Genomic DNA, 20,536 nt, shown 5'->3' with positions numbered 1-20,536 from the left:
CTTTCTCGTATCCCGCTAGATTCGTCGGGGTGAGCACTCCACGGCACGACTTCGAGGGCGTACGTGCCGAGTTCGACCTCCCGCCCGCAGCCGAGACTGACCGCTTCCCGCCGGACGTGCTCGCCGAGGCCGCCACGATCGCTTCCGCTGACCGACCAGATGTCGAGGACGCGACCGCGATCCCCTTCGTCACGATCGACCCGCCCGGTGCCAGGGACCTGGACCAGGCGATGTTCCTCGAGCGCGCCGGCGACGGCTTCACGGTCCACTACGCGATCGCCGACCTGGGCGCGGCGATCCCGCCGGGTGGTGCGGTAGACACCGAGGCGAGACGCCGGGGCCAGACGATCTACCTGCCTGACGGGCGGGTCCCCCTGCACCCGCCGACGCTGTCCGAAGATGCGCTGAGCCTGCTCGCCGACCAGGTACGTGGTGCCGCCCTGTGGACCGTCGACGTCGCCGCCGACGGAGCCCTCAGCAACGTGTCCGTACGCCGCGCGCTCGTGAAGTCCGTGGCACAGCTCGACTACGAGGGCGTGCAGCAGTCGTTCGACGCCGGCTCGCCGCACCCGTCGATCGAGCCCCTCGCCGATCTGGGCCGACTCCGCCAGAAGGTACGCGTCGACCGGGGCGCGCTCGAGCTTGCCCTGCCGGAGCAGGAGGTCGAGCGGGACGGCGACGATTGGAAGGTCGTGATGCGGGTCCGCACGGAGGTCGACGGCTGGAATGCCGAGGTCTCCCTGTTGACCGGCATGGCGGCCGCCCAGCTGATGCTCGAGGCGCAGGTCGGCCTCCTGCGTACGCTCCCGCCTGCCGACGAACGTGCCGAGCGGGATTTCCTGCGCACCGCGCGGGCGCTCCAGATCCCGGTGCCCGACGGCGCCACGCCAGCGCACGTGCTGCTGGCGCTCGACCCGGACCTCCCTGCCTCCGTCGCGCTCATGACGGAGGCGACCCGCTTGCTCCGCGGGGCCGGCTACGAGGCATTTGACGGGTCGGTCCCGGCGCAGGTCGACCATGCCGGTGTCGGGGCTCCCTACGCACACGTGACCGCGCCCCTGAGGCGGCTGGCCGATCGTTTCGGCACCGAGGTGTGCCTGGCGATCTGCGAGAAACGGGCTGTCCCGGACTGGGTGCGCGAGGCGCTGCCGTCGTTGCCGGAGATCATGCGGACGTCGGACCAGCGCGCGTCCAAGGCCGACCGCACCTGCATCGACCAGGCCGAGGTGTGGGCGCTGGCCGGGCGGGTCGGCGAGTCGTTCGAGGCTGTCGTGGTGCATGCGGACCGTGAGGGCGGCGACGTCATGCTGCGCGAACCGCCGGCCGTTGCCCGCTGCCAAGGCGCCGGCCTGCGTGAAGGTGCGCAGGTCAGCGTACGTCTGACCCGCGTCGATGAGGTGCGGCGCGAGGTCGAGTTCAGCTTTGGGGGTCCTGCCGAGTAGGTGATTTCATTAGGTTAGGCTGCCCTTATGAAGAAGATCTTGACGGCTGTCTCTGTACTCATGCTCCTGGCGCTCGCCGCCTGCGGCACGTCCGCGCCCGACGAGGAGGGCTCTGGCCCCTGGAAGTACCGGGACGACCTCGGCACCTCGATCTCCCTGGACCACGCGCCGAAGCGGCTCATAGTTCAGTCCTCGGTCGCGGCAGCGCTGACCGACCTCGGGCTCGGCGACGAGATCGTCGGCACGTTCGGGCCGCTCAAGAACGCCGAGGGCAAGCCGGACTCACAGGTCGCCGGCCTCGACATCGACAAGGCCACCGACGTCACGGGTGGCGGCGAGTACGGCTCGATCGACCTCGAGAAGGCGGCGAGCCTCAAGCCGGACCTCGTCGTGACGAGCGCGTACCTCAAGAGTGACCTTTGGTACCTCAACGACGCGACCGCGAAGAAGCTCAAGCAGCTCGCGCCGATCCTGGTCGTCAGCTTCGACGGCAAGACGCTGCCGCAGATGCTCGACTCGACCGAGCGGGCTGCCAAGGCCCTGGGCGCCGACATCGACTCGACGACGGTGCAAAAGGCGCATGACGACTTCACGGCAGCCGCGGACCGGGTCGAGCAGGCGGGCCAGGACCTCGGCAGCAAGAAGATCCTGGTCGGTTCACCGGCGAAGGACGTCTTCTACGTCTCCAACCCCAATGTCAGCCCCGACCTGAAGTTCTGGCGCGACAAGCTCAAGCTGCCGATCGTCGTGCCGACCAAGCCCGACGAGGGCGGCTACTTCCAGACCCTGAGCTGGGAGAACGCCGACGAGTACCCCGGTGACGTGCTGCTGTACGACGACCGGGTCGGCAAGGCGGGCCTCGCGATCCTCGACGACCAGCCGGTGTTCCAGACGCTGCAGGCAGCGAAGGACAAGGCATACATCCCGTGGACGTCGGTCGCGCCGCCCAGCTATCGCGCGTACGCGGACATCATGAACCGGCTCGCGACCGAGCTTGAGAAGTACTAGGCGGAGCGGCGCTGCTCGAGGCCGGTCAGGACAATGTCGAGCTTGCGGTCGTACCAGCCGCGCCCGCGCCACACCTCTTCGGTGTCGTAGGCCTTGAGGACCGGCACGCGGGGGCCGTCGGCGTGGCTCTTCTCGATTGCCTTGAGCCGGCGCATCTCGGCGGAGGCCGTCAGCGCGAGGGTGATGACGAACTCCACGGCGACGGCGGCATCCTCCAGGACGAAGCCCTGGCGCTGGAGCGACTCGATGTACTTCTCGATGCGGTCTTCGACGGCACGAGGTGACTTCGGTGCGCCGAGCGCAGCGGTGTCGAGGCCCGGATGTTCCTCACACATCTGCCAGATGGTGTCGCCGATGCCCTTGAGCAGGTCCTGCCAGGACGTGTCAGCGTCGGGCCAGGTCGCGGCAACGATGGCCTTGTCGAGTGCGCGGAGGAGCAGGTCATCACGATCTTCGACGTAGCGGTACAGACCGGAATGAGCTACCCCGAGCCGACGGGCAACCGACGGCATACTGAACGTGGCGATTCCGTCGTCAAGCGCGGCTTGCGCTATGACGTCGACAGTGAGTGCCCTCGGGCGCCCTGGCTTGCGGTCCATTGGGGCATCATACTGCGGGTACGGGTGCAATGTCGGCTCTTCTGTGATGCCGGTCGCACCGGCACGGCTGGGGACCCGGAGGCTCTTCGCCGGGGCGATAGGATGTGGCAATGGAGCATACGGGCATTCCTGACAAGTTTGCGAGCCTCGGACTCACGTACGACGACGTCCTCCTGCTGCCTGGATTCTCCGACCTCAATCCCAGCGAGATCGACACGACGTCTCGTCTGACGCGGGAGATCAATCTCAGGATCCCGCTGATCAGCGCCGCGATGGACACGGTCACCGAGTCCCGTATGGCGATCGCGATGGCCCGCCAGGGCGGCATCGGCGTCCTGCACCGCAACCTGTCGCTCGAGGACCAGGCCTACCAGGTCGACCTGGTCAAGCGCACCCAGACCGGCATCATCTCCAACCCCGTGACGATCGGCCCCGATGCGACGCTCGAAGAGCTCGACCGGATCTGCGGCGAGTACCGCGTCTCCGGGCTGCCCGTCGTCGACACCGACAGCCGGCTCCTCGGCATCATCACCAACCGCGACCTGAGGTTCACCCCGGTCGCCGAGTGGGCCACGACCAAGGTCGACGAGGTCATGACCCCCATGCCGTTGATCACCGGGCACGTCGGCATCGACCGCGAGGAGGCGACGCTGCTGCTGCGCAAGCACAAGCGCGAGCGGCTCCCTCTGATCGACGACGACGGTCGGCTCGGCGGTCTGATCACGGTCAAGGACTTCGTCAAGTCCGAGCAGTTCCCGCACGCCACCAAGGACGCTGACGGTCGCCTGATGGTCGGCGCGGCGATCGGCTACTTCGGCGACGCCTGGGAGCGTGCCACGACGTTGATCGAGGCCGGTGTCGACGTGCTCGTCGCCGACACCGCCCATGGCCACGTCCGGATGCTGCTCGACATCGTCAAGCGGCTCAAGACCGATCCAGCCACCCGCCACGTGCAGGTCATCGGCGGCAACGTCGCGACCCGCGAGGGCGCTCAGGCGTTCGTCGATGCCGGCTCGGATGCCGTCAAGGTGGGCTTCGGGCCTGGCTCGATCTGCACGACCCGCGTCGTCACGGGCTGCGGCGTCCCGCAGATCACCGCCGTCTACGAGGCGTCGTTGGCCGCCAAGCCGGCCGGCGTCCCCGTGATCGCTGACGGCGGCCTGCAGCAGTCGGGCGACATCGCCAAGGCGCTGGTCGCCGGAGCCGAGACCGTCATGATCGGCTCGATGCTGGCCGGTGTCGAGGAGTCTCCGGGCGAGGTCGTCTTCGTCAACGGCAAGCAGTTCAAGGCCTACCGCGGCATGGGCTCGCTCGGTGCGATGAGCAGCCGGGGCAAGAAGTCCTACTCCAAGGACCGCTACTTCCAGGCCGAGATCACGAGCGACGACCAGATCGTCCCCGAGGGCGTCGAGGGCCAGGTCGCCTATCGCGGCCCGCTGTCGGCGGTCGCCCATCAGCTGATCGGCGGGCTCAACCAGTCGATGTTCTACGTCGGCGCGCGGACGATCCCCGAGCTGCAGGACAAGGGTCGCTTCGTCCGCATCACGTCGGCGTCGCTCAAGGAGAGCCACCCGCACGACATCCACATGACCGCCGAGGCACCCAACTATTCGTCGCGCTGAGCAGCGCCCCGCGTACCTCATGTTCGACGGCCGATAGCCTCGTCTCGTGGCCACCCGCAATGTCGCTGTCTTCATCGACGCCGAGAACCTGTTCAAGGGTTACGGCAAGCTCGACATCCCTGATGTGTCGATGGAGGACATCCTCAAGCAGCTCGAGTCCGCCGCGGCCCTGGCAGCCGACGGCGGCAGCATCGCGGTAGCGCGGGCCTTCGCCGACTGGAACGCCCTCGGGCTCGAGGACTATCGGCGCGACGTCGAACGTGCCGGCGTGCAGACCGTGCAGGTCTTCTCGGTCAGCAAGGCCGAGAAGAACGCCGCCGACATCGTGCTGGTTGTGGACTGCCTCCGGGTGGCTGCCGAGCTCGAGCAGATCGACGTCTTCGTGATCGTGTCCGCCGACGGCGACTTCGTGCCGCTGGTGCGCCGCTTGCACGAGCTCAACAAGTACGTGGTCGGTGCAACGCTTCCCGACCACCGGCCCAACAACGTCCTCGAGCGCGAGGTCGACCAGTACGTCACGCTCAAGCTGGCCGCGAAGCCGCCGCCGGCAGCAGCGCTCAAGCCGCTGTTCTCCTCCGGCGAGCAGGCTGCGCCGACCGAGAGCCGTCCGCGCAAGGCTGCGCGCAAGGCGCCGGCGGAGAAGCCGGCAGCCCCGGAACAGCCCGAGGCCCGGGCCAAGAAGGCCGCGGCGAAGAAGTCAGCGGCCAAGCAGGACGAGCCGGCGAAGGCCGCGGCCAAGAAGACCGAGCCCGCCAAGAAGGCCGCGACCAAGAAGGCCGCGAGCCAGGCACCAGCCGCCGCGGGCAAGGGCAAGGTCAACTGGCACGCCCTGGCGCAGGAGATCCCCGTCGTGCACGCCGACGCGGCGACGTCCCCTGAGGACTACAAAGCCATCGTCAAGAAGGTCCTCTCCGACTCCAAGGTACGCAGTTTCAGCGACCAGCTGGCCAACCACGGTGGCCCGCTGCCGATCCTCGCGATGGCGATCAAGGCAGCGGCGCCGAAGCTCAGCCCCTCCGACGCACGGGTCAGCTCGCTGTCGCGCGCGCTCAGGTTCGCGCTGGCCGGCACGCAGTACGCCCTGGCGCGCGAGAGCGACGACGTCCAGCCGGTGCTCGTACGCCGATCCAGCAAGCCGGCCGGGATGCTGCCCGACCTGTCGCTCGACGACATCCAGCGGGGCGTCCAGTAGGTTGGCCGGTCCGCCACGCGCACTACGCTGTACGCATGGCAGACATCGAGATCGGCACGGCCAAGCGCGGCCGCCGTGCGTACTCCTTCGACGACATCGCGATCGTCCCGAGCCGGCGCACGCGCGACCCCGAGGAGGTCTCGACGGCGTGGCAGATCGATGCCTACCGGTTCGAGCTCCCGGTCATCGCCGCTCCGATGGACTCGGTCATGAGTCCCGAGACCGCGATCGCCCTCGGCAAGCACGGTGGGCTCGGCGTCCTCGACCTCGAAGGCCTGTGGACCCGCTACGAAGATCCCGAGAAGCTGCTCGAGGAGGTCGCCGGCATCGACGGCCCGCTCGCGACCAAGCGGTTGCAGGAGATCTACGCCGAGCCGATCAAGGCTGAGCTGATCACGGCACGCCTGCAGCAGATGCGCGAGTCGGGTGTCACGGTGGCTGGTGCACTCTCGCCCCAGAGGACCAAGCAGTTCGCCGATGCTGTCGTCGACGCGGGGGTCGACCTGTTCGTCATCCGCGGCACCACGGTCTCCGCGGAGCACGTCTCGGGTCAGACCGAGCCGCTCAACCTCAAGGAGTTCATCTACGAGCTCGACGTCCCGGTCATCGTCGGTGGCTGCGCGACGTACCAGGCGGCCTTGCATCTCATGCGCACCGGAGCTGCCGGCGTCCTCGTCGGATTCGGCGGTGGCGCGGCCCACACGACCCGCAGCGTCCTGGGTATCTCGGTGCCGATGGCGTCGGCCGTCGCGGACGTCGCAGCGGCCCGTCGTGACTACCTCGACGAGTCGGGTGGCCGTTATGTCCACGTCATCGCCGACGGCTCGATCGGTCGCAGCGGCGACATCGCCAAGGCGATCGCCTGTGGCGCGGATGCCGTCATGATCGGCTCTCCGTTCGCGCGAGCCGTCGAGGCTCCGGGTCGCGGGTTCCACTGGGGCGCCGAAGCCTGGCACCCCGACCTCCCGCGTGGTGCTCGTGTCGAGATGGGCACCGTCGGCGACCTCGAGTCGGTGCTGTTCGGCCCTTCGTCGGTCCCGGACGGCACCATGAACCTCATCGGCGCGCTGCGTCGCGCGATGGCGACGACGGGCTACACCGACCTCAAGGAGTTCCAGCGGGTCGAGGTCGTCGTCGGTTGACCCAGCTGGAACGGGTGCCGTTCGATCACCCTGACGCCGTGGCGCTGCGTGCCGAGCACGTGGCGTACGGCAACCAGCTCTACGCATCGGACCCGGCGTCGCTGCATCGCTCCGGCTCCGAAGGCATCGAGCCGTCATCCGTCGTCGCGACGGTGGTGGCGTACGACGACGACGGCCCAGTGGGCCACGCCTGCCTCCGCCAGCTCGACGGCGAGCTGGAGATCAAGCGCATGTACGTCGTTCCGAGCCGCCGCGGGTCGGGCATCGCGGACGAGCTGCTTGCCGCGATGGAGCAGGCAGCGCTCGACGAAGGCGCTCGACGCGTCATCATCCACACCGGCGACCGCCAGCACGCGGCCCTGAAGTTCTACGACCGGCACGGCTACACGCCGATCCCGGTCTACCCACCGTACGAGGACGTCACCTACTCACTGTGCTTCGAGAAGGTGCTGTGATGCGGGTCGAGTCGATCCACATCTATCCGGTCAAGGCCACCGCGCCCGTCGACCTGACGTCCGCTCGCGTCGAGCTCGCGGGTCTGCGCGATGACCGTCGCTGGGCGGTCGTCGACCCGCAGGGCGTCAGGCTCAACGCCACGACTCACGGCCGCCTGTTGACCGTCACCGCGACACCGGACGAGTCCGGCGCGTTGACTCTCAGGGCTCCGGGCCAGCCGCCCCTCGCTGTCGCCGTCCCCGCTGGCGGTCCCGTCGTGCCGGTCAACGTCACGAGACTCGCGTCGATGGTGGATGCCGGTGCCGAGGCGGCCGAGTGGTTCAGCCGGGTCCTGGGGGAGCAGGTGCGGCTCGTGTGGCAGGACGATCCGGCCCGTCGCCCGATCTCTGAGGAGCACGGTGGTCTCGGGGCCGAGCCGTTGAACCTCGCCGACACCGGCCCGCTGCTGCTGACGACCACGTCGTCGTTGGCGCAGCTCGAGGCCTGGATCGCCCAGGATCACGAGCCGCAGCCCATGGTGATGCGCCGCTTCCGGCCCAACGTCGTCGTCGACGGCTCCGTCACACCGTTCGCAGAGGACGAATGGCGCGGCATCCACATCGGCGACGTGCCCTACCGGTTCGCCGAGCACTGCGACCGGTGCGTCGTCACGACGATCGACCCCGCGACGCTGGCGCATGGCAAGGAACCGATCCGTACGCTCGCGCGCCACCGCAAGTGGGCCGGGAAGACGTGGTTCGGCATCCGGATCATCCCGCTCGCCACCGGCAAGGTGTCGATCGGCGACGAGGTCACGGTCGCGTAGCCACGTCGAACAGATCACACCCGGGCCACTGGTTTGCTGGGTGAGGGTTGCCTTAGCATGGTGAGGCTCGCCTTATTTACATCGCGCAGCCTCCGATCCCGAAGGAACTCCCTGCCATGAAGCCCCTTGCCGCGCTCAGCGTGATGACGATCGCCGCGCTGAGCCTGACCGCCTGCGCCGACGACCCGAAGGCGTCCGGCGGCCTGACCGTCAACGCCACGGACTCGGCGTGCACGGTGTCGCAGACCGACCTCAAGGCCGGTCCGTCGACGTTCAAGGTCACCAACAAGGGCAGCAAGGTCACGGAGTTCTACGTGTACGCCGATGGTGACCGCATCATGGGCGAGGTCGAGAACATCGGCCCCGGCCTGTCGCGCAACCTCGTCGTCGACCTGCCGAAGGGCACGTACGAGGGTGCCTGCAAGCCCGGCATGGTCGGCGACGGCATCCGCCAGAAGATCACCGTGACCGGCGAAGCCGCCAAGAAGCTGTCCGACTCCGCGCAGCTCAAGGCCGCCGCGACGTCGTACGAGCGCTACGTCAACTCCCAGACCGTTGCGCTGATCGCGAAGACCGAGGAGTTTGCCGCCGCGGTCAAGGCCGGTGACGTCGAGGAGGCCAAGCGGCTGTTCCCGATCGCCCGTACGTACTGGGAGCGCATCGAGCCGGTCGCCGAGAAGTTCGGTGACCTCGATCCGCTGACCGACGGCCGCGAGACCGATGCCAAGGCCGAGAAGCGCGACTTCACCGGCTGGCACCGCATCGAGAAGCAGCTCTGGGTCGATGGCAACACCGAGGGCATGGCGACGTACGCCGACGACCTGCTGGTCAACGTCAAGAAGATCGTGGCCCTCGGCAAGGACGCTCCGCTGACCGCGCTCGAGCTTGCGCAGGGCTCGAAGGGTCTGCTCGACGAGGTCGCGACGAGCAAGATCACGGGCGAGGAGGACGAGTTCAGTCACACCGACCTGTGGGACTTCAAGGCCAACATCGAGGGCTCGCAGGCTGCCATCGCGGCGCTCCGGCCGGTCCTGGAGAAGCAGGACCCGGCGTTGGTCAAGGAGCTCGACACCAAGTTCAAGACGCTCGACGACGACCTCGACCGGTACCAGGACGACAACGGCGACTGGACGTTCTACGACAAGCTCACCAAGGAGCAGGTCAAGCGCCTCTCCGACCTCGTCGCCTCCGTCAGCGAGCCCATCAGCCGCGTGGCGGCCGTGGTTGCCGGGTCTGCGTAGCCTGACCTGATGTCTGACACCAACGAGACCACGTCCGGCCTCTCCCGGCGCAAGCTGATCGGAGCGGCCGGGCTCGGCGCGCTCGCGGTCGGTGCCGGCGGCGGTTATGCCGCGGGCCGCCAGGGCGACGAGAGCCCCGCGGGTGTCGCCGACCCCACGGCCGAGCCGGTCCCGTTCGAGGGCACGCACCAGGCCGGGATCGTCACGCCGGCGCAGGACCGGCTCTACTTCGTCACGCTCGACATGACGAGCGAGGAGCGGTCCGACCTGATCTCGCTGCTCAAGGACTGGACCGCGGCGGCGCGGCAGATGACGCAGGGCAATGACGTCGGCGAGTTCGGCGCGGTGTCAGGCTCGCCGTTCGCGCCGCCCGAGGACACCGGTGAGGCGCTGGGGCTGCCGCCTTCAGGGCTCACGATCACGGTCGGCTTCGGGCGCAGCCTGTTCGTCGACAGCAAGGGCAAGGCCCGGTTCGGTCTCGACGGCAAGCTTCCCGACCGGCTCAAGGAGCTTCCGGCATTCTCCGGTGACGACCTCGATCCCGCGCTGTGCGATGGCGACCTGGCGATCCAGGCGTGCGCCAACGACCCTCAGGTCGCGGTCCACGCGGTCCGCAACCTCGTACGCATCGCGTTTGGCCGCGCCTCGGTGCGCTACTCGCAGATGGGATTCGGGCGTACGTCGTCGACGTCCACCGCACAGGTGACGGCGCGCAACCTGCTGGGCTTCAAGGACGGCACGGCCAACATCAAGGTCGAGGAGAAGAAGGACGTCCAGGACTTCGTCTGGGTGCCCAAGGACGACGGCCCGGACTGGCTCGTCGGGGGCTCCTACCTCGTCACCCGCAAGATCAACATGCGCATCGAGATCTGGGACCGCGAGCCGCTCGAGGGCCAGGAGAACATCATCGGTCGCGCCAAGGGCTCCGGCGGCCCGCTGTCCGGCGGCGACGAGTTCGACCAGCTCGACTTCACCCAGAAGAACGACCGCGGCGAGCCGGTCATCGACATGAAGTCGCACGTACGCCTGGCGCACCCCGACTTCAACAAGGGCGCCAAGCTGCTGCGCCGCGGCTACAACTTCGTCGACGGCTCGAACGGCCTCGGCCAGCTCTCCGCCGGTCTGTTCTTCATGGCGTACCAGCGCGACCCCGAGAAGCAGTTCGTCCAGGTGCAGCGCTCGCTCGCCGGTTCGCAGAACGATCTGCTCAACGAGTACATCGTGCACGTCGGCTCGGCGCTGTTTGCCTGCCCGCCGGGCGTCAGCACCAAGGGCTACTGGGGCGAAGGGCTATTTGCCTGAGGCAAGCGAGCTCAGCCTGAGCTACACCACGTTGAACCAGGCTTGCAGCTGCGGGATCCGGCGCAGCACGAGCTGATCGAGCAGCAGCGCGACCAACAGCGTGATCCCGAAGAAGGGCAGGAACACGCCGAGGGCGACGATGCCCACCGCGAGCAGCGGGCTGCCACGCAGCGGCATGCGGCCGCGGGGTGCGGCGATCGAGCCGCCCTTCTTGGGCCGCCGGCGCCACCACATCATCGGGCCGGAGACGCACATGAAGATGACCATCAGGCACGACAGGGCGGCGGCCCAGAAGCTGACCGGTCCGAAGCTGCGACCCTCGTGCAGGCCGATCCCTTGCGACACGACCTTGGCCAGAACCGGGTAGTCCGCGAAGCCGTACGTGCCGACGACCTGACCGCCGTACTGGTCGACGTGCACTGTCTTCTCCCGTGACGGGTCGTGGAACGCGTAGCTGATGGCGGAGAAGACGCCCTTGTCGTCGACCGGCAGGGCGATCGTCAGCGGGTGGTGCAGTCCCGCCTTGTCGGCCACCGTGACCGCGGTGTCGATGTTGGCGATCGACACCTCGTCGCCCGCCTTTGCGGACTCGGGGACCTTGGAGTCGCCCTGGGCCCACGGGATCTCGTGGGCGTGGCTGTGTGGCAGCGATTCGTCCAGCGTCGAGCCGGGATGTGACACCCCGCCCGGATCGCTGCCCCACATCGAGGTGCTGTTGTCGGTCGCCATCGTCTGGGCGTGCTTGCCCCAGAACGCGGTCCACGGCAGCCCGGAGACCAGCAGGATCAGGAGGCTCACGCCGACGACCGACCCGATCACGGCGTGACGGCTGCGCATCGCGGAGCCCGCCGCGCCCGTCATCTTGCGCCGCAGTCGCGCGGCTCGGCCGCGGATGAATAGGTAGTAGCCGGTCAACGCCATGACGATCGCCCAGCACGCGCCGAGCTCCATTAGGATGTCGCCCTTGGTGCCCAGCATCATGTTGGCGTGGAGCCTCACGGCCATCCCGCTCAGGGTCGTGTCGGGATTGAGGCTGCCGAGGACCTCACCCGTCCAGGGGTTGACGTAGGCATCACGGCTCGAGCCGTCGGGCATGCTCAGGTAGAAGTCGGTCGACCGGTCATTGCCCTTGGGCTCGGTCATCGAGGCGATCGTCGCCTTCGGGAACGCCTTGGCAACAGCCTGCCGCTGGTCCTCGTACGGCACGCGCTGGGTCGCGCCGGCTGGCTGCTCGACCTTCATGACGTCGGCGTGCATCAGCGGCTCGAGCTGGAACCGCAGCAGGTAGATCAGCCCGGTGCTGGCCAGCACCAGCAGGATCGGAGCCACGATGAAGGCGGCGTAGAAGTGCCAGCGCCAGAACGCGCGGAACAGGCCACCACTCGGCTTCCGGTCCTTCTCGCTGCGGCGGTCAAGCGCGAGGGTGTCAGTCGCCATCGGAGGCTCCTTCGGTGACGGGCGAGTGGGGCCGGGAGGCCATCAGGAGCAGGCAGAACACGACGATCGCTGTCGAGAGCCCGAGCAGCAGCAGGAGCGGGTCCAACGAGGGTCCCGCCGCGTCCGCGGTGGTGGCGACGTACGCCGTGCCGGGTGCGGCCGTTGCGGTGGTCGGAGAGGGCGTCGAAGCCGTCGGGGTGGCGGACGGAGTCGTCTCGGTGTGCCCCGTGGTCGGCGCGACGGCGGCCGGCGTCGTGGCGGCCGGGGCGGGAGCGACCGCCTTCGGCTTGGCAGTGACGGTCGCATGCATGTCGGGATGGACGCTGCAGGTGTACGAGTAGGCGCCGGGCTGGCTGAACGTGTAGCTCCAGCTCTTGCCCTGGGTCAGCATCGGTGAGCGGAACTTCACCGGCCCGCTGGTCACGACGACGTCGTGCGGGACGCTGTCCTTGTTGGTCCAGGTGACGGTGTCGCCGTGCGAGATGGTCATGGACCCCGACCCGTACGCATAGTTCTTGATCGTGATCGGGTGCGTCGCCGCGGAAGCTTCCGAGGCCGGCCACATCAGGACCGCCAGCGCCGTCAGGAGACCGGCGAGGAGGACCCGCGGCCCCTTCCGGGTGGTCGTGGAAAGGGGAGATGACATGAGATGTCCTTCCAAGCTGGTGGGGTCCGGTCATACTGGGTGGGTGGTGGTCCGGCCGGTTGCGACTCGGCCGGACCACCACGCCGTTGGGGGTTCCTAGCAGGAGCCCAGGTCTTCACCGACGAGCGGCTTGATCATGTTCTCGACGAGCACGGTGTGCGTCTTGACGTACTGGTCGATCGCCAGGGCGTCGGTCACCTGCTGGCCGACTCCCGTCTCGAGGTGTGCCGCATAGACGTGCTGCAGGAACGTGTCGAGTGTTGACTGGGCTCCGCCCAGCAACGGCTTGAGCATGTTCTCGACCAGGACCAGGTGCGTCTTGAGGTACTGGTCGACCGAGAGCGCATCCGTGACCTGCTGCGTGAGCGGCGTCTCGAGGTGTGCTGCGTAGAAGTGCTGCATGAACGCGTCGACCGTCGACTCCAGGCCCGTGCAGACGTCGTCTCCGCCCATCGGCGGCATCGTCGGCGTCGGTGTTGTGGGCGTCGGAGTCGTCGGCTTCGGTGTCGGGGTCGTCGGCGTCGGGGTGGGCGTCGTCGATCCGGCCACCGTCACCTTGGCCGTCATGTCGGGGTGCACGGCGCAGTAGTACGCGTACGTCCCCGCCTTGGTGAACGTGTACGAGAAGCTCTGACCCTTGGCGAGGTTGCCGGAGTTGAACTTCACCGGACCGCTCGTCACGGTCACGGTGTGCGGCGCCGTGTCCATGTTGGTCCACTTGACGGTGTCGCCCACCGAGACGGTCAGGGCCGCCGGCGTGTACTTGTAGTTCTGGATCATCACCTCTTTCGTGACGGCCGCCGTGGTCTTGGCCGTCGTGGTGCTGGTCGAGGTCTTGGTGGCCGCTGCTGTCTTGGCCTGGGTGATCGCGGCACTCGACGCGAGGGTGTCCGAGGACTCGGACGCGCCGGCTGAGAGGCCGGCAACGGACACGATCGAGGTGAGGACACCACCGATCACGAGTGTCATGAGGCCCCAGCGTTTCGGGGCAAGGCGGGAGTCGGTGCCGGTCAGCGGGCTTTTCAAACGTGGACTCATCGAGCCACTCCTTCTGTGGGTTGTGGTTCACCCGGGTGGCTGGCAGATTGCGACTCGGCCAGAGCCCCGGTTGTCTGGGTGGTGGTGTGGTTCAGCACGAGCTGAGATCGGCCCCGACGAGCGGCTTGATCATGTTCTCGACGAGCACGGTGTGCGTCTTGGCGTACTGGTCGATCGCCAGGGCGTCGGTCACCTGCTGTCCGACACCGGTCTCGAGGTGAGCTGCGTAGACGTGCTGCATGAATGTGTCGAGCGTCGACTGGGCTCCGCCCAGCAGCGGCTTGACCATGTTCTCGACCAGGACGAGGTGCGTCTTGAGATACTGGTCGAGCGACAGCGCATCGGTCACCTGCTGCGTGAGCGGGGTCTCCAGGTGCGCGGCGTAGAAGTGCTGCATGAACGCGTCGACCGACGACTCGAGTCCCGTGCAGACGTCGGGCGTTGCCGGCATCGGCATGGGATCGGTCGTCGCCGCCGTGGTCGGCGTCGCAGTGGGCTTCGCGACGGCAGCGGGTGCTGCGGCGGCCGGTGCTGTCGTGACCACCGGAGTGGTCACGAGGCTCGTCGTCGGCAACAGGCCGCCGAGCAGGTCGCCGGAGGCACTGCTCGAGATCGAGGCAGCCGGTGCGAGCGCGTCGGTGGTCGTTGGCGATGTCCGCAGCGCGAACAGCGACAGCGAGGCTGCCAGGGCTGCGAGCAAGGCGATCGTCACGAGGCTGCGGCGACGCAGCTCCTGAGATCGGATCGGACTGGACGGTGAGGGATTCATGTGACGTGCCTTCCTGCGGGAGTGTGTTCCTTCGGAGTGGTGCTTCATACGCCTGGACTGGAGGTGACCAGGACACTTGCGGCGCCGAGCACGGCGATGACCAGGACGGTCTCGGTGGCGACTGACGCGATGAACACGCCGACCGCCGAGCCCCGGTGGGTCGAGCTGGTCAGGTTGCGCTCCACCCAGTTCTTGCTCTTCATCGCCGCGAGCAGGACGGTGGCGAAGAGCGCGAGCTTGATGAGCAGGACGCGGGCGTAGTGGGTGTGCCAGAAGCCGTCGACGGAGCTGATGATCTGCCAGCTCAGGATCAGGCCGGAGGAGACGATCACGAGGACCGAGACCATCGCGATGGTCGAGAACTTCGGGACGACGCGCTCCAGCTCGGCGATGCTGCGCCGCGGGAGCAGGCACACCGTCATGACCGTCAACCCGCCGACCCAGGCGCTGATGCCGACCAGGTGCAGGAACTCGGCGGCGGCACCCCAGGTCGGCTCGCCGCCTTGGGTGGCGTGCGCGTTCATGCCGGTCGTACGGATGAGGCCGGCGCCGACGATGAGAGCTGCGACCCGCCAGGGGAGCTCGCGTACGACTGTGTCGCCGCGTTGGAAGACGGCCGCGACGACCACGGCGGCCAGGAGCCAGAGGAGGGCCATCGCCGTGGTGACCCGGCCGAAGTCCTGGTTGAGCGCCTCACGGAGTGTCAGGCTCCCGGACGACCGCCACACCACGACTGCCTCCGAGGCAGCGGCGGCGGCGATGCCGGCGGCGACCGCCACGCCCAGCAGCCGGCGCGTGCGGCGCACCGTGGCGCCGGCGGGCCACAGCAGCGAGATGAACAGGAGGCCGCCGACGAACACGGCCATCGCGAGGTATCCGACGATCCGGGCCGACACCGTCACCCACGTGATGAGGCGCGAGTCGTCAGGCGGTGCGTTGGCGTTGGCGTCCGATCCCGCCGCGGCGTCCTTGATGGTCTCCTTGACGTGCAGCGTGATGACGCCGGAGCTCTCGTGCCCGTCGTGCGGGTCCTCGGCCTGCCAGCTCAGCAGGACGGTCTTGGCCGGCTTGACCGAGCGCAGATCGACCCTGAGTGTTGACGCCTTGCCGGTGATCGCGTCGACCTTCAGGGCCTTGCCGTCAGCCTTGATCGTGAGATCCTCCGGACCGAGCGACTCGCTGAACACCAGCGTTGCGTGCGAGGGCAGCTTGTCGAGCGTGGCTCCGGTCGCGGGCGTCGACGACTCCAGCTCGTCGTGCGCCTGCGCCTGCGTCGCCGGCCCCAGGGTCAGCAGAGCGGTGGTCGCAGCGGCCACGGCGGCAAATCGGGTGATTCCACGCCGCGTGATCATTCCGCGTCCTCGGCGGTCGCGGTCGTCGTGGTGCAGCACGTGGGGCCGACCAGCGATCCGATGAGGCAGCTCAGCGGTCCGGTCGCCTGACCGTCGGTCGGCGGTCCGGCCAGGTCGCTGACGACGGGCGTCGAGGCCACCACGGACGAGAGCAGCGACGAGGTCAGCTGGCCAACGGCAGGCAGACCCTCGAGCACCGAGGGTGCGCACGTGTCGTCAGGGTCGGTCGGTTCGGGCTCGCTGGGTGACGGCGTCGGCTCGGGATCGATGGTGGCCTGGTGTGGCGCGTCGGCCGGCATCGCCATGTCCGGCATCGTGCTGGTGCCCGGCATCGCGGGCTGGGCGATCGGGGCGGCCGGCGGCGGGATCGTTGCGGGAACGGCCGGGGCGGCGGCAGCCGGCGGCTGGGCAGCGGCCGGTGGCGCAGCGGTCGCAGCGTCGGTGGGAGTGATCCCGATGCCCGATGCGTAGCCGAGGATCACGACCACGCCACCTGCCAGCACGGATGCCATGGCGGCGTCGCGACGGTCGACAAATCCTGCCCGAGATGAGCTCACAGCTGTCCCCTTTGGCAAGGCATGGATGGGAGTGGCCTTGCGTGTCAAACATGCTGTCGAGCAGGAATCCGCCGATGGTGTCGGTGGCGTGAAATACGCGGATCATTTCCCTCATGGGCGGCGGCATTCCGCGGTGAGCGCTTGGAAATCGTGCCGACACCCGGCGTTATCACGCTGGCGATGTGACTCTTGCTACTCGCCGGTAGTCATGTGACACGCGCGATGTCATACTCAGGGTATGACCGCGCTCGACTCACCTCCCACGACCTCGTCACCCATCACGCCGGCACGCGCCGCGGAGCTGACGAGCCTCATCCGTACGACATCGGGTGAGCACCGGACCACCCGCTCGCCGCTGACGGGCGACGCGGTCGCCGACATCCCCGTGTCGAGCGTCGCCGATGTCGACCAGGCCTTCGCGACCGCCCGCGAGGCACAGCAGGCGTGGTCACAGACATCGCTGCGGGTCCGCAAGAAGGCGCTGCTGCGACTCCACGACCTCGTGCTGGAGCACCAGGACGAGCTGCTCGACCTGATCCAGGTCGAGTCCGGCAAGAGCCGCGCGCACGCATTCGACGAGGTCGCGCACCTGGCGCTCACGGCCCGCTTCTATGCCCGGCGCCTCAAGAAGCAGATCGGCACGCGCGGCCGCAATGGTGCCCTGCCGGGGCTGACCTCGATCACGGTCAACCAGGTTCCCAAGGGCGTGGTCGGCATCATCAGCCCGTGGAACTACCCCCTCACGATGGCGATCTCCGACGGCATCCCGGCGATCGCGGCCGGAAATGCGGTGGTGCACAAGCCCGACAGCCAGAGCCCGTTGATCGCCCTCGCGGGGGTCGAGCTGATGCGCAAGGCGGGCATCCCGGCCGACGTCTGGCAGGTCGTCAGCGGCGAGGGCTCTGTCGTGGGCACCGCGATCATCGAGCGCGCCGACTATGTCTGCTTCACGGGCTCGACCGCGACTGGCAAGCTCATCGCCCAGCAGGCCGCAGCCCGGCTGATCAGCTGCTCGCTCGAGCTCGGTGGCAAGAACCCCATGATCGTCCTGCCGAGCGCCGACATCGACAAGGCCGCGACCGGCGCGGTGCAGGCGTGCTTCTCGTCGGCGGGCCAGCTCTGCGTCTCGATCGAGCGCCTGTACGTCCCGGAGTCGCGCTTCGAGGAGTTCAAGGCCGCTTTTGTCTCGCGGGTCGAGCACCTCGCGCTCGGCGCCGCACTGGACTGGGACGCCGACATCGGCTCCCTCGTCTCGCAGGCCCAGCTGGACACCGTGACGAACCACGTCAAGGACGCGGTCGCGCACGGCGCCACGGTGCTGGTCGGGGGCAAGCCTCGGCCCGACATCGGACCGTACTTCTACGAGCCGACCGTCCTCGAAGGTGTCACGCCGGAGGCCGAGTGCTTCGCGGGTGAGACGTTCGGGCCGTTGGTGTCGCTCTACCCCTACCGCACGGTCGACGACGCGATCGCGCTCGCCAACCAGGGGGAGTACGGCCTCAACGCCAGCCTGTGGGGGAAGCCGCGTGAGGCCAAGGCCATCGCCTCGCGCATCAAGGCGGGGACGATCAACATCAACGAGGGCTTCTCTGCCACGTTCGGCAGCGTCGACGCACCGATGGGCGGCATGCGTCAGTCGGGTCTCGGTCGCCGACAGGGCGCCGAAGGCATACTCCGCTACACCGAGCCACAAGCCGTCGGCGTGCAGCGCGGCTTCCCGGTCGCCGGCCCGTCGTTCCTGCAGCCTCGGACCTACGCCAAGCTGCTCACCGCCGGACTGAGGATCCTGAGGAGGACCCCGCGTGCCTGATCTCGAGAACGAGTACGACTACGACTACGACGTCATCGTCATCGGATCGGGATTCGGCGGGAGCGTCTCGGCGCTGCGACTGACCGAGAAGGGCTACAAGGTCGCCGTGCTCGAGGCCGGCAAGCGTTACGAGGACAAGGACTTCGCCAAGAGCTCCTGGCGGTTGCGCAAGTTCCTCTGGCTGCCCCAGCTCGGCTGTTACGGCATCCAGCGCATCGACAAGCTCAAGGACGTCCTCATCCTGTCCGGCGCGGGCGTCGGCGGCGGCTCCCTCGTCTACGCCAACACGCTCTACGAGCCGCTCGACCCGTTCTACCGGGACCCCGCCTGGGGGCACATCACGGACTGGAAGGCCGAGCTCGCGCCCTACTACGACCAGGCCAAGCGGATGCTGGGCGTCGAGGTCTATCCGATCGAGACCGCGGCGGACAAGATCATCAAGCAGGTCGCCGAGGACATGGGCGTGGGCGGCACGTTCCACCACACCCCGGTCGGCCTCTTCTTCGGCGAGCCCGGCAAGACGGTCGCCGACCCGTACTTCGGCGGTGCAGGACCCGACCGCGCCGGCTGCCTGCACTGCGGCGAGTGCATGACCGGCTGCCGCCACAACGCCAAGAACACGCTGGTCAAGAACTATCTCTACCTCGCCGAGAAGGGTGGCGCCGAGGTGCACCCGCTCACGACGGTCACCTCCGTCACGCCGCTCGCCGGCGGCGGCTACGAGATCGAGACGCGCCGGACCAACCGTCGCTTCCGCCCTCACCAGAAGATCACCGCCGAGCAGGTCATCTTCTCCGCGAGCACGATGGGCACGCAGAAGCTGCTGCACAAGATGCGAGACAGCGGGGCGCTGCCCGACGTGTCCGAGCGACTGGGTTTGCTCACCAGAACGAATTCAGAGGCCTTGCTCGGCGCGATCGCTGACGGCCGCGAGGTCGACTACAGCCACGGCGCCGCGATCACCTCGTCGTTCCACCCCGACGAGCACACCCACGTCGAGCCGGTGCGTTACGGCAAGGGCTCCAACGCGATGTCGCTGATGCAGACCGTGCTGACCGACGGCAGCACCGGCACGCCGCGCTGGCGGGTGTGGCTCAAGGAGATGTGGCGCCAGAAGTTCAGCATCTTCAAGCTGTACGACCTCCGGCACTGGTCCGAGCGCACCGTCATCGCGCTGGTCATGCAGACCCACGACAACTCGATCACGACCTACACCAAGCGCGGCATCACCGGCCGTCGCAAGCTGACCTCCAAGCAGGGACACGGTGCGCCCAACCCGTCGTTCATCCCGCCGGCGCACGAAGCCGTCCAGCGGATGGCCGAGCACATGGACGGCACGCCCGGTGGCACGATCGGCGAGCCCTTCAACGTGCCGCTGACAGCGCACTTCATGGGTGGCTGCGCGATCGGCGAGTCAGCCGAGACCGGTGTGATCGATCCGTACCAGCGGCTGTTCGGCCACGAGGGCCTGCACGTCGTCGACGGCTCGGCGATCAGCGCCAACCTCGGTGTCAACCCCTCGCTGACCATCACGGCCCAGGCGGAGCGGGCGATCTCGTACTGGCCCAACAAGGGCGAGGACGACGTACGCCCGCCAGTCGGCGAGCCGTACCGCAAGCTCCAGCCCGTCCCGCCCAAGAACCCGGTGGTGCCGGCAGATGCCCCGGCAGCCCTGCGCCTGCCGATCATCGGGGTGTCGTAGGGCGTTAAGAGTGATCGGCTGCGTCGTCGGGTCGCCTTGATCCTGCTGGGCACGAGCGCTGACAAGTCAGTTCTGGCCCATCGACAAGCGTCGTTCGTCATTGAGCGCGCTTTGCGTCGCCTGCTCGTCGACGGGCCACAACAGACTCGTCAGCGCGCACCCTCCCGCAACAGCCTTCACATCTCATGGCGAGGCGTCAGGTTTCAGAGACAAGTCACCGAGTCCCAATGTGTCGGGGAAATGTCCCGGAATGCACAGAGCCCGACCGGGAGGGAGCTCACGGGTCGGGCCCTGTTGTGCCACGAGGAGCAGCACATGATCTAACGGGAGGGAGTGTTGTTAGATCCACCCTGTAAAACGACCGTGTCCACACGGAGTTACGCACGTCCTGAGAATATTTTTCGGCCGATAGGATG

Annotated in this window: 18 protein-coding genes; 11 read left to right on the top strand and 7 right to left on the bottom strand. The window is 68.0% G+C overall.

Annotation, left to right across the window (positions count from 1 at the left end; all coding sequences use genetic code 11):
• Positions 1-29: 29 nt before the first annotated feature.
• Positions 30-1,442: an RNB domain-containing ribonuclease gene (locus AC1DVU_RS18505; RefSeq protein ID WP_476923943.1), complete on the top strand. Its 1,413-nt coding sequence runs from the start codon at positions 30-32 to the stop codon at positions 1,440-1,442.
• 27 nt (positions 1,443-1,469) lie between these two features.
• Positions 1,470-2,450: an ABC transporter substrate-binding protein gene (locus AC1DVU_RS18500; protein WP_476923942.1), complete on the top strand. Its 981-nt coding sequence runs from the start codon at positions 1,470-1,472 to the stop codon at positions 2,448-2,450.
• Here the strand turns inward: AC1DVU_RS18500 and AC1DVU_RS18495 are convergent.
• On the bottom strand, positions 2,447-3,049 hold the full coding sequence (locus tag AC1DVU_RS18495; RefSeq protein ID WP_476923941.1) for a TetR/AcrR family transcriptional regulator: 603 nt from the start codon (positions 3,047-3,049) through the stop codon (positions 2,447-2,449). The two genes, AC1DVU_RS18500 and AC1DVU_RS18495, sit on opposite strands and share 4 nt — an antisense overlap.
• A gap of 110 nt (positions 3,050-3,159) precedes the next feature.
• On the opposite strand from AC1DVU_RS18495, the gene guaB reads away from it, so the two are divergent.
• The 7 genes from guaB to efeB all read left to right on the top strand — a co-directional run bounded on the left by guaB (position 3,160) and on the right by efeB (position 10,809).
• A complete protein-coding gene (gene guaB / locus AC1DVU_RS18490; RefSeq protein ID WP_476923940.1) occupies positions 3,160-4,671 on the top strand; it encodes an IMP dehydrogenase in 1,512 nt (503 codons plus the stop codon).
• 46 nt (positions 4,672-4,717) lie between these two features.
• Entirely contained in the window at positions 4,718-5,863 is a 1,146-nt protein-coding gene (locus AC1DVU_RS18485) for an NYN domain-containing protein (protein ID WP_476923939.1), read from the top strand.
• A 35-nt stretch (positions 5,864-5,898) separates the two neighbouring features.
• The gene (locus AC1DVU_RS18480) at positions 5,899-7,005 is read left to right on the top strand and encodes a GuaB3 family IMP dehydrogenase-related protein (protein ID WP_476923938.1); all 1,107 of its coding nucleotides are present in this window, start codon (positions 5,899-5,901) and stop codon (positions 7,003-7,005) included.
• Positions 7,002-7,460, top strand: a complete 459-nt coding sequence (locus AC1DVU_RS18475) for a GNAT family N-acetyltransferase (RefSeq protein WP_476923937.1) — start codon at positions 7,002-7,004, stop codon at positions 7,458-7,460. The genes AC1DVU_RS18480 and AC1DVU_RS18475 overlap by 4 nt, the downstream gene beginning before the upstream one ends.
• The gene (locus tag AC1DVU_RS18470; RefSeq protein ID WP_476923936.1) at positions 7,460-8,266 is read left to right on the top strand and encodes an MOSC domain-containing protein; all 807 of its coding nucleotides are present in this window, start codon (positions 7,460-7,462) and stop codon (positions 8,264-8,266) included. Before AC1DVU_RS18475 ends, AC1DVU_RS18470 begins: the two co-directional genes overlap by 1 nt.
• 116 nt (positions 8,267-8,382) lie before the next feature.
• A complete protein-coding gene (gene efeO, locus AC1DVU_RS18465; RefSeq protein WP_476923935.1) occupies positions 8,383-9,507 on the top strand; it encodes an iron uptake system protein EfeO in 1,125 nt (374 codons plus the stop codon).
• A gap of 9 nt (positions 9,508-9,516) precedes the next feature.
• Positions 9,517-10,809, top strand: a complete 1,293-nt coding sequence (gene efeB, locus AC1DVU_RS18460) for an iron uptake transporter deferrochelatase/peroxidase subunit (protein ID WP_476923934.1) — start codon at positions 9,517-9,519, stop codon at positions 10,807-10,809.
• Positions 10,810-10,830: 21 nt separating this feature from the next.
• Here efeB and AC1DVU_RS18455 read toward each other — a convergent pair whose 3' ends face one another.
• The 6 genes from AC1DVU_RS18455 to AC1DVU_RS18430 all read right to left on the bottom strand — a co-directional run bounded on the left by AC1DVU_RS18455 (position 10,831) and on the right by AC1DVU_RS18430 (position 16,608).
• Positions 10,831-12,246, bottom strand: coding sequence for a PepSY-associated TM helix domain-containing protein (locus tag AC1DVU_RS18455; RefSeq protein ID WP_476923933.1), 1,416 nt, complete (start codon positions 12,244-12,246; stop codon positions 10,831-10,833).
• Complete coding sequence (locus AC1DVU_RS18450; protein ID WP_476923932.1) at positions 12,236-12,892, bottom strand: plastocyanin/azurin family copper-binding protein; 657 nt, start codon at positions 12,890-12,892, stop codon at positions 12,236-12,238. Before AC1DVU_RS18450 ends, AC1DVU_RS18455 begins: the two co-directional genes overlap by 11 nt.
• A 96-nt stretch (positions 12,893-12,988) precedes the next feature.
• Complete coding sequence (locus AC1DVU_RS18445; RefSeq protein ID WP_476923931.1) at positions 12,989-13,930, bottom strand: cupredoxin domain-containing protein; 942 nt, start codon at positions 13,928-13,930, stop codon at positions 12,989-12,991.
• Positions 13,931-14,021: 91 nt separating this feature from the next.
• Entirely contained in the window at positions 14,022-14,699 is a 678-nt protein-coding gene (locus AC1DVU_RS18440; protein ID WP_476923930.1) for a hypothetical protein, read from the bottom strand.
• Positions 14,700-14,743: 44 nt separating this feature from the next.
• Complete coding sequence (locus AC1DVU_RS18435; protein ID WP_476923929.1) at positions 14,744-16,051, bottom strand: copper resistance CopC/CopD family protein; 1,308 nt, start codon at positions 16,049-16,051, stop codon at positions 14,744-14,746.
• The gene (locus AC1DVU_RS18430; protein ID WP_476923928.1) at positions 16,048-16,608 is read right to left on the bottom strand and encodes a hypothetical protein; all 561 of its coding nucleotides are present in this window, start codon (positions 16,606-16,608) and stop codon (positions 16,048-16,050) included. Before AC1DVU_RS18430 ends, AC1DVU_RS18435 begins: the two co-directional genes overlap by 4 nt.
• A gap of 238 nt (positions 16,609-16,846) precedes the next feature.
• On the opposite strand from AC1DVU_RS18430, the gene AC1DVU_RS18425 reads away from it, so the two are divergent.
• Positions 16,847-18,418, top strand: coding sequence for a succinic semialdehyde dehydrogenase (locus tag AC1DVU_RS18425; RefSeq protein ID WP_476923927.1), 1,572 nt, complete (start codon positions 16,847-16,849; stop codon positions 18,416-18,418).
• Positions 18,411-20,120, top strand: coding sequence for a GMC oxidoreductase (locus tag AC1DVU_RS18420; RefSeq protein WP_476923926.1), 1,710 nt, complete (start codon positions 18,411-18,413; stop codon positions 20,118-20,120). Before AC1DVU_RS18425 ends, AC1DVU_RS18420 begins: the two co-directional genes overlap by 8 nt.
• The last annotated feature ends 416 nt before the right edge of the window (positions 20,121-20,536 follow it).

The organism is Aeromicrobium sp. P2_G6 (genome assembly GCF_056403535.1).
The sequence above is the reverse complement of the archived record's forward strand: the minus strand, read 5'-3'. Positions and strand labels throughout refer to the sequence as shown.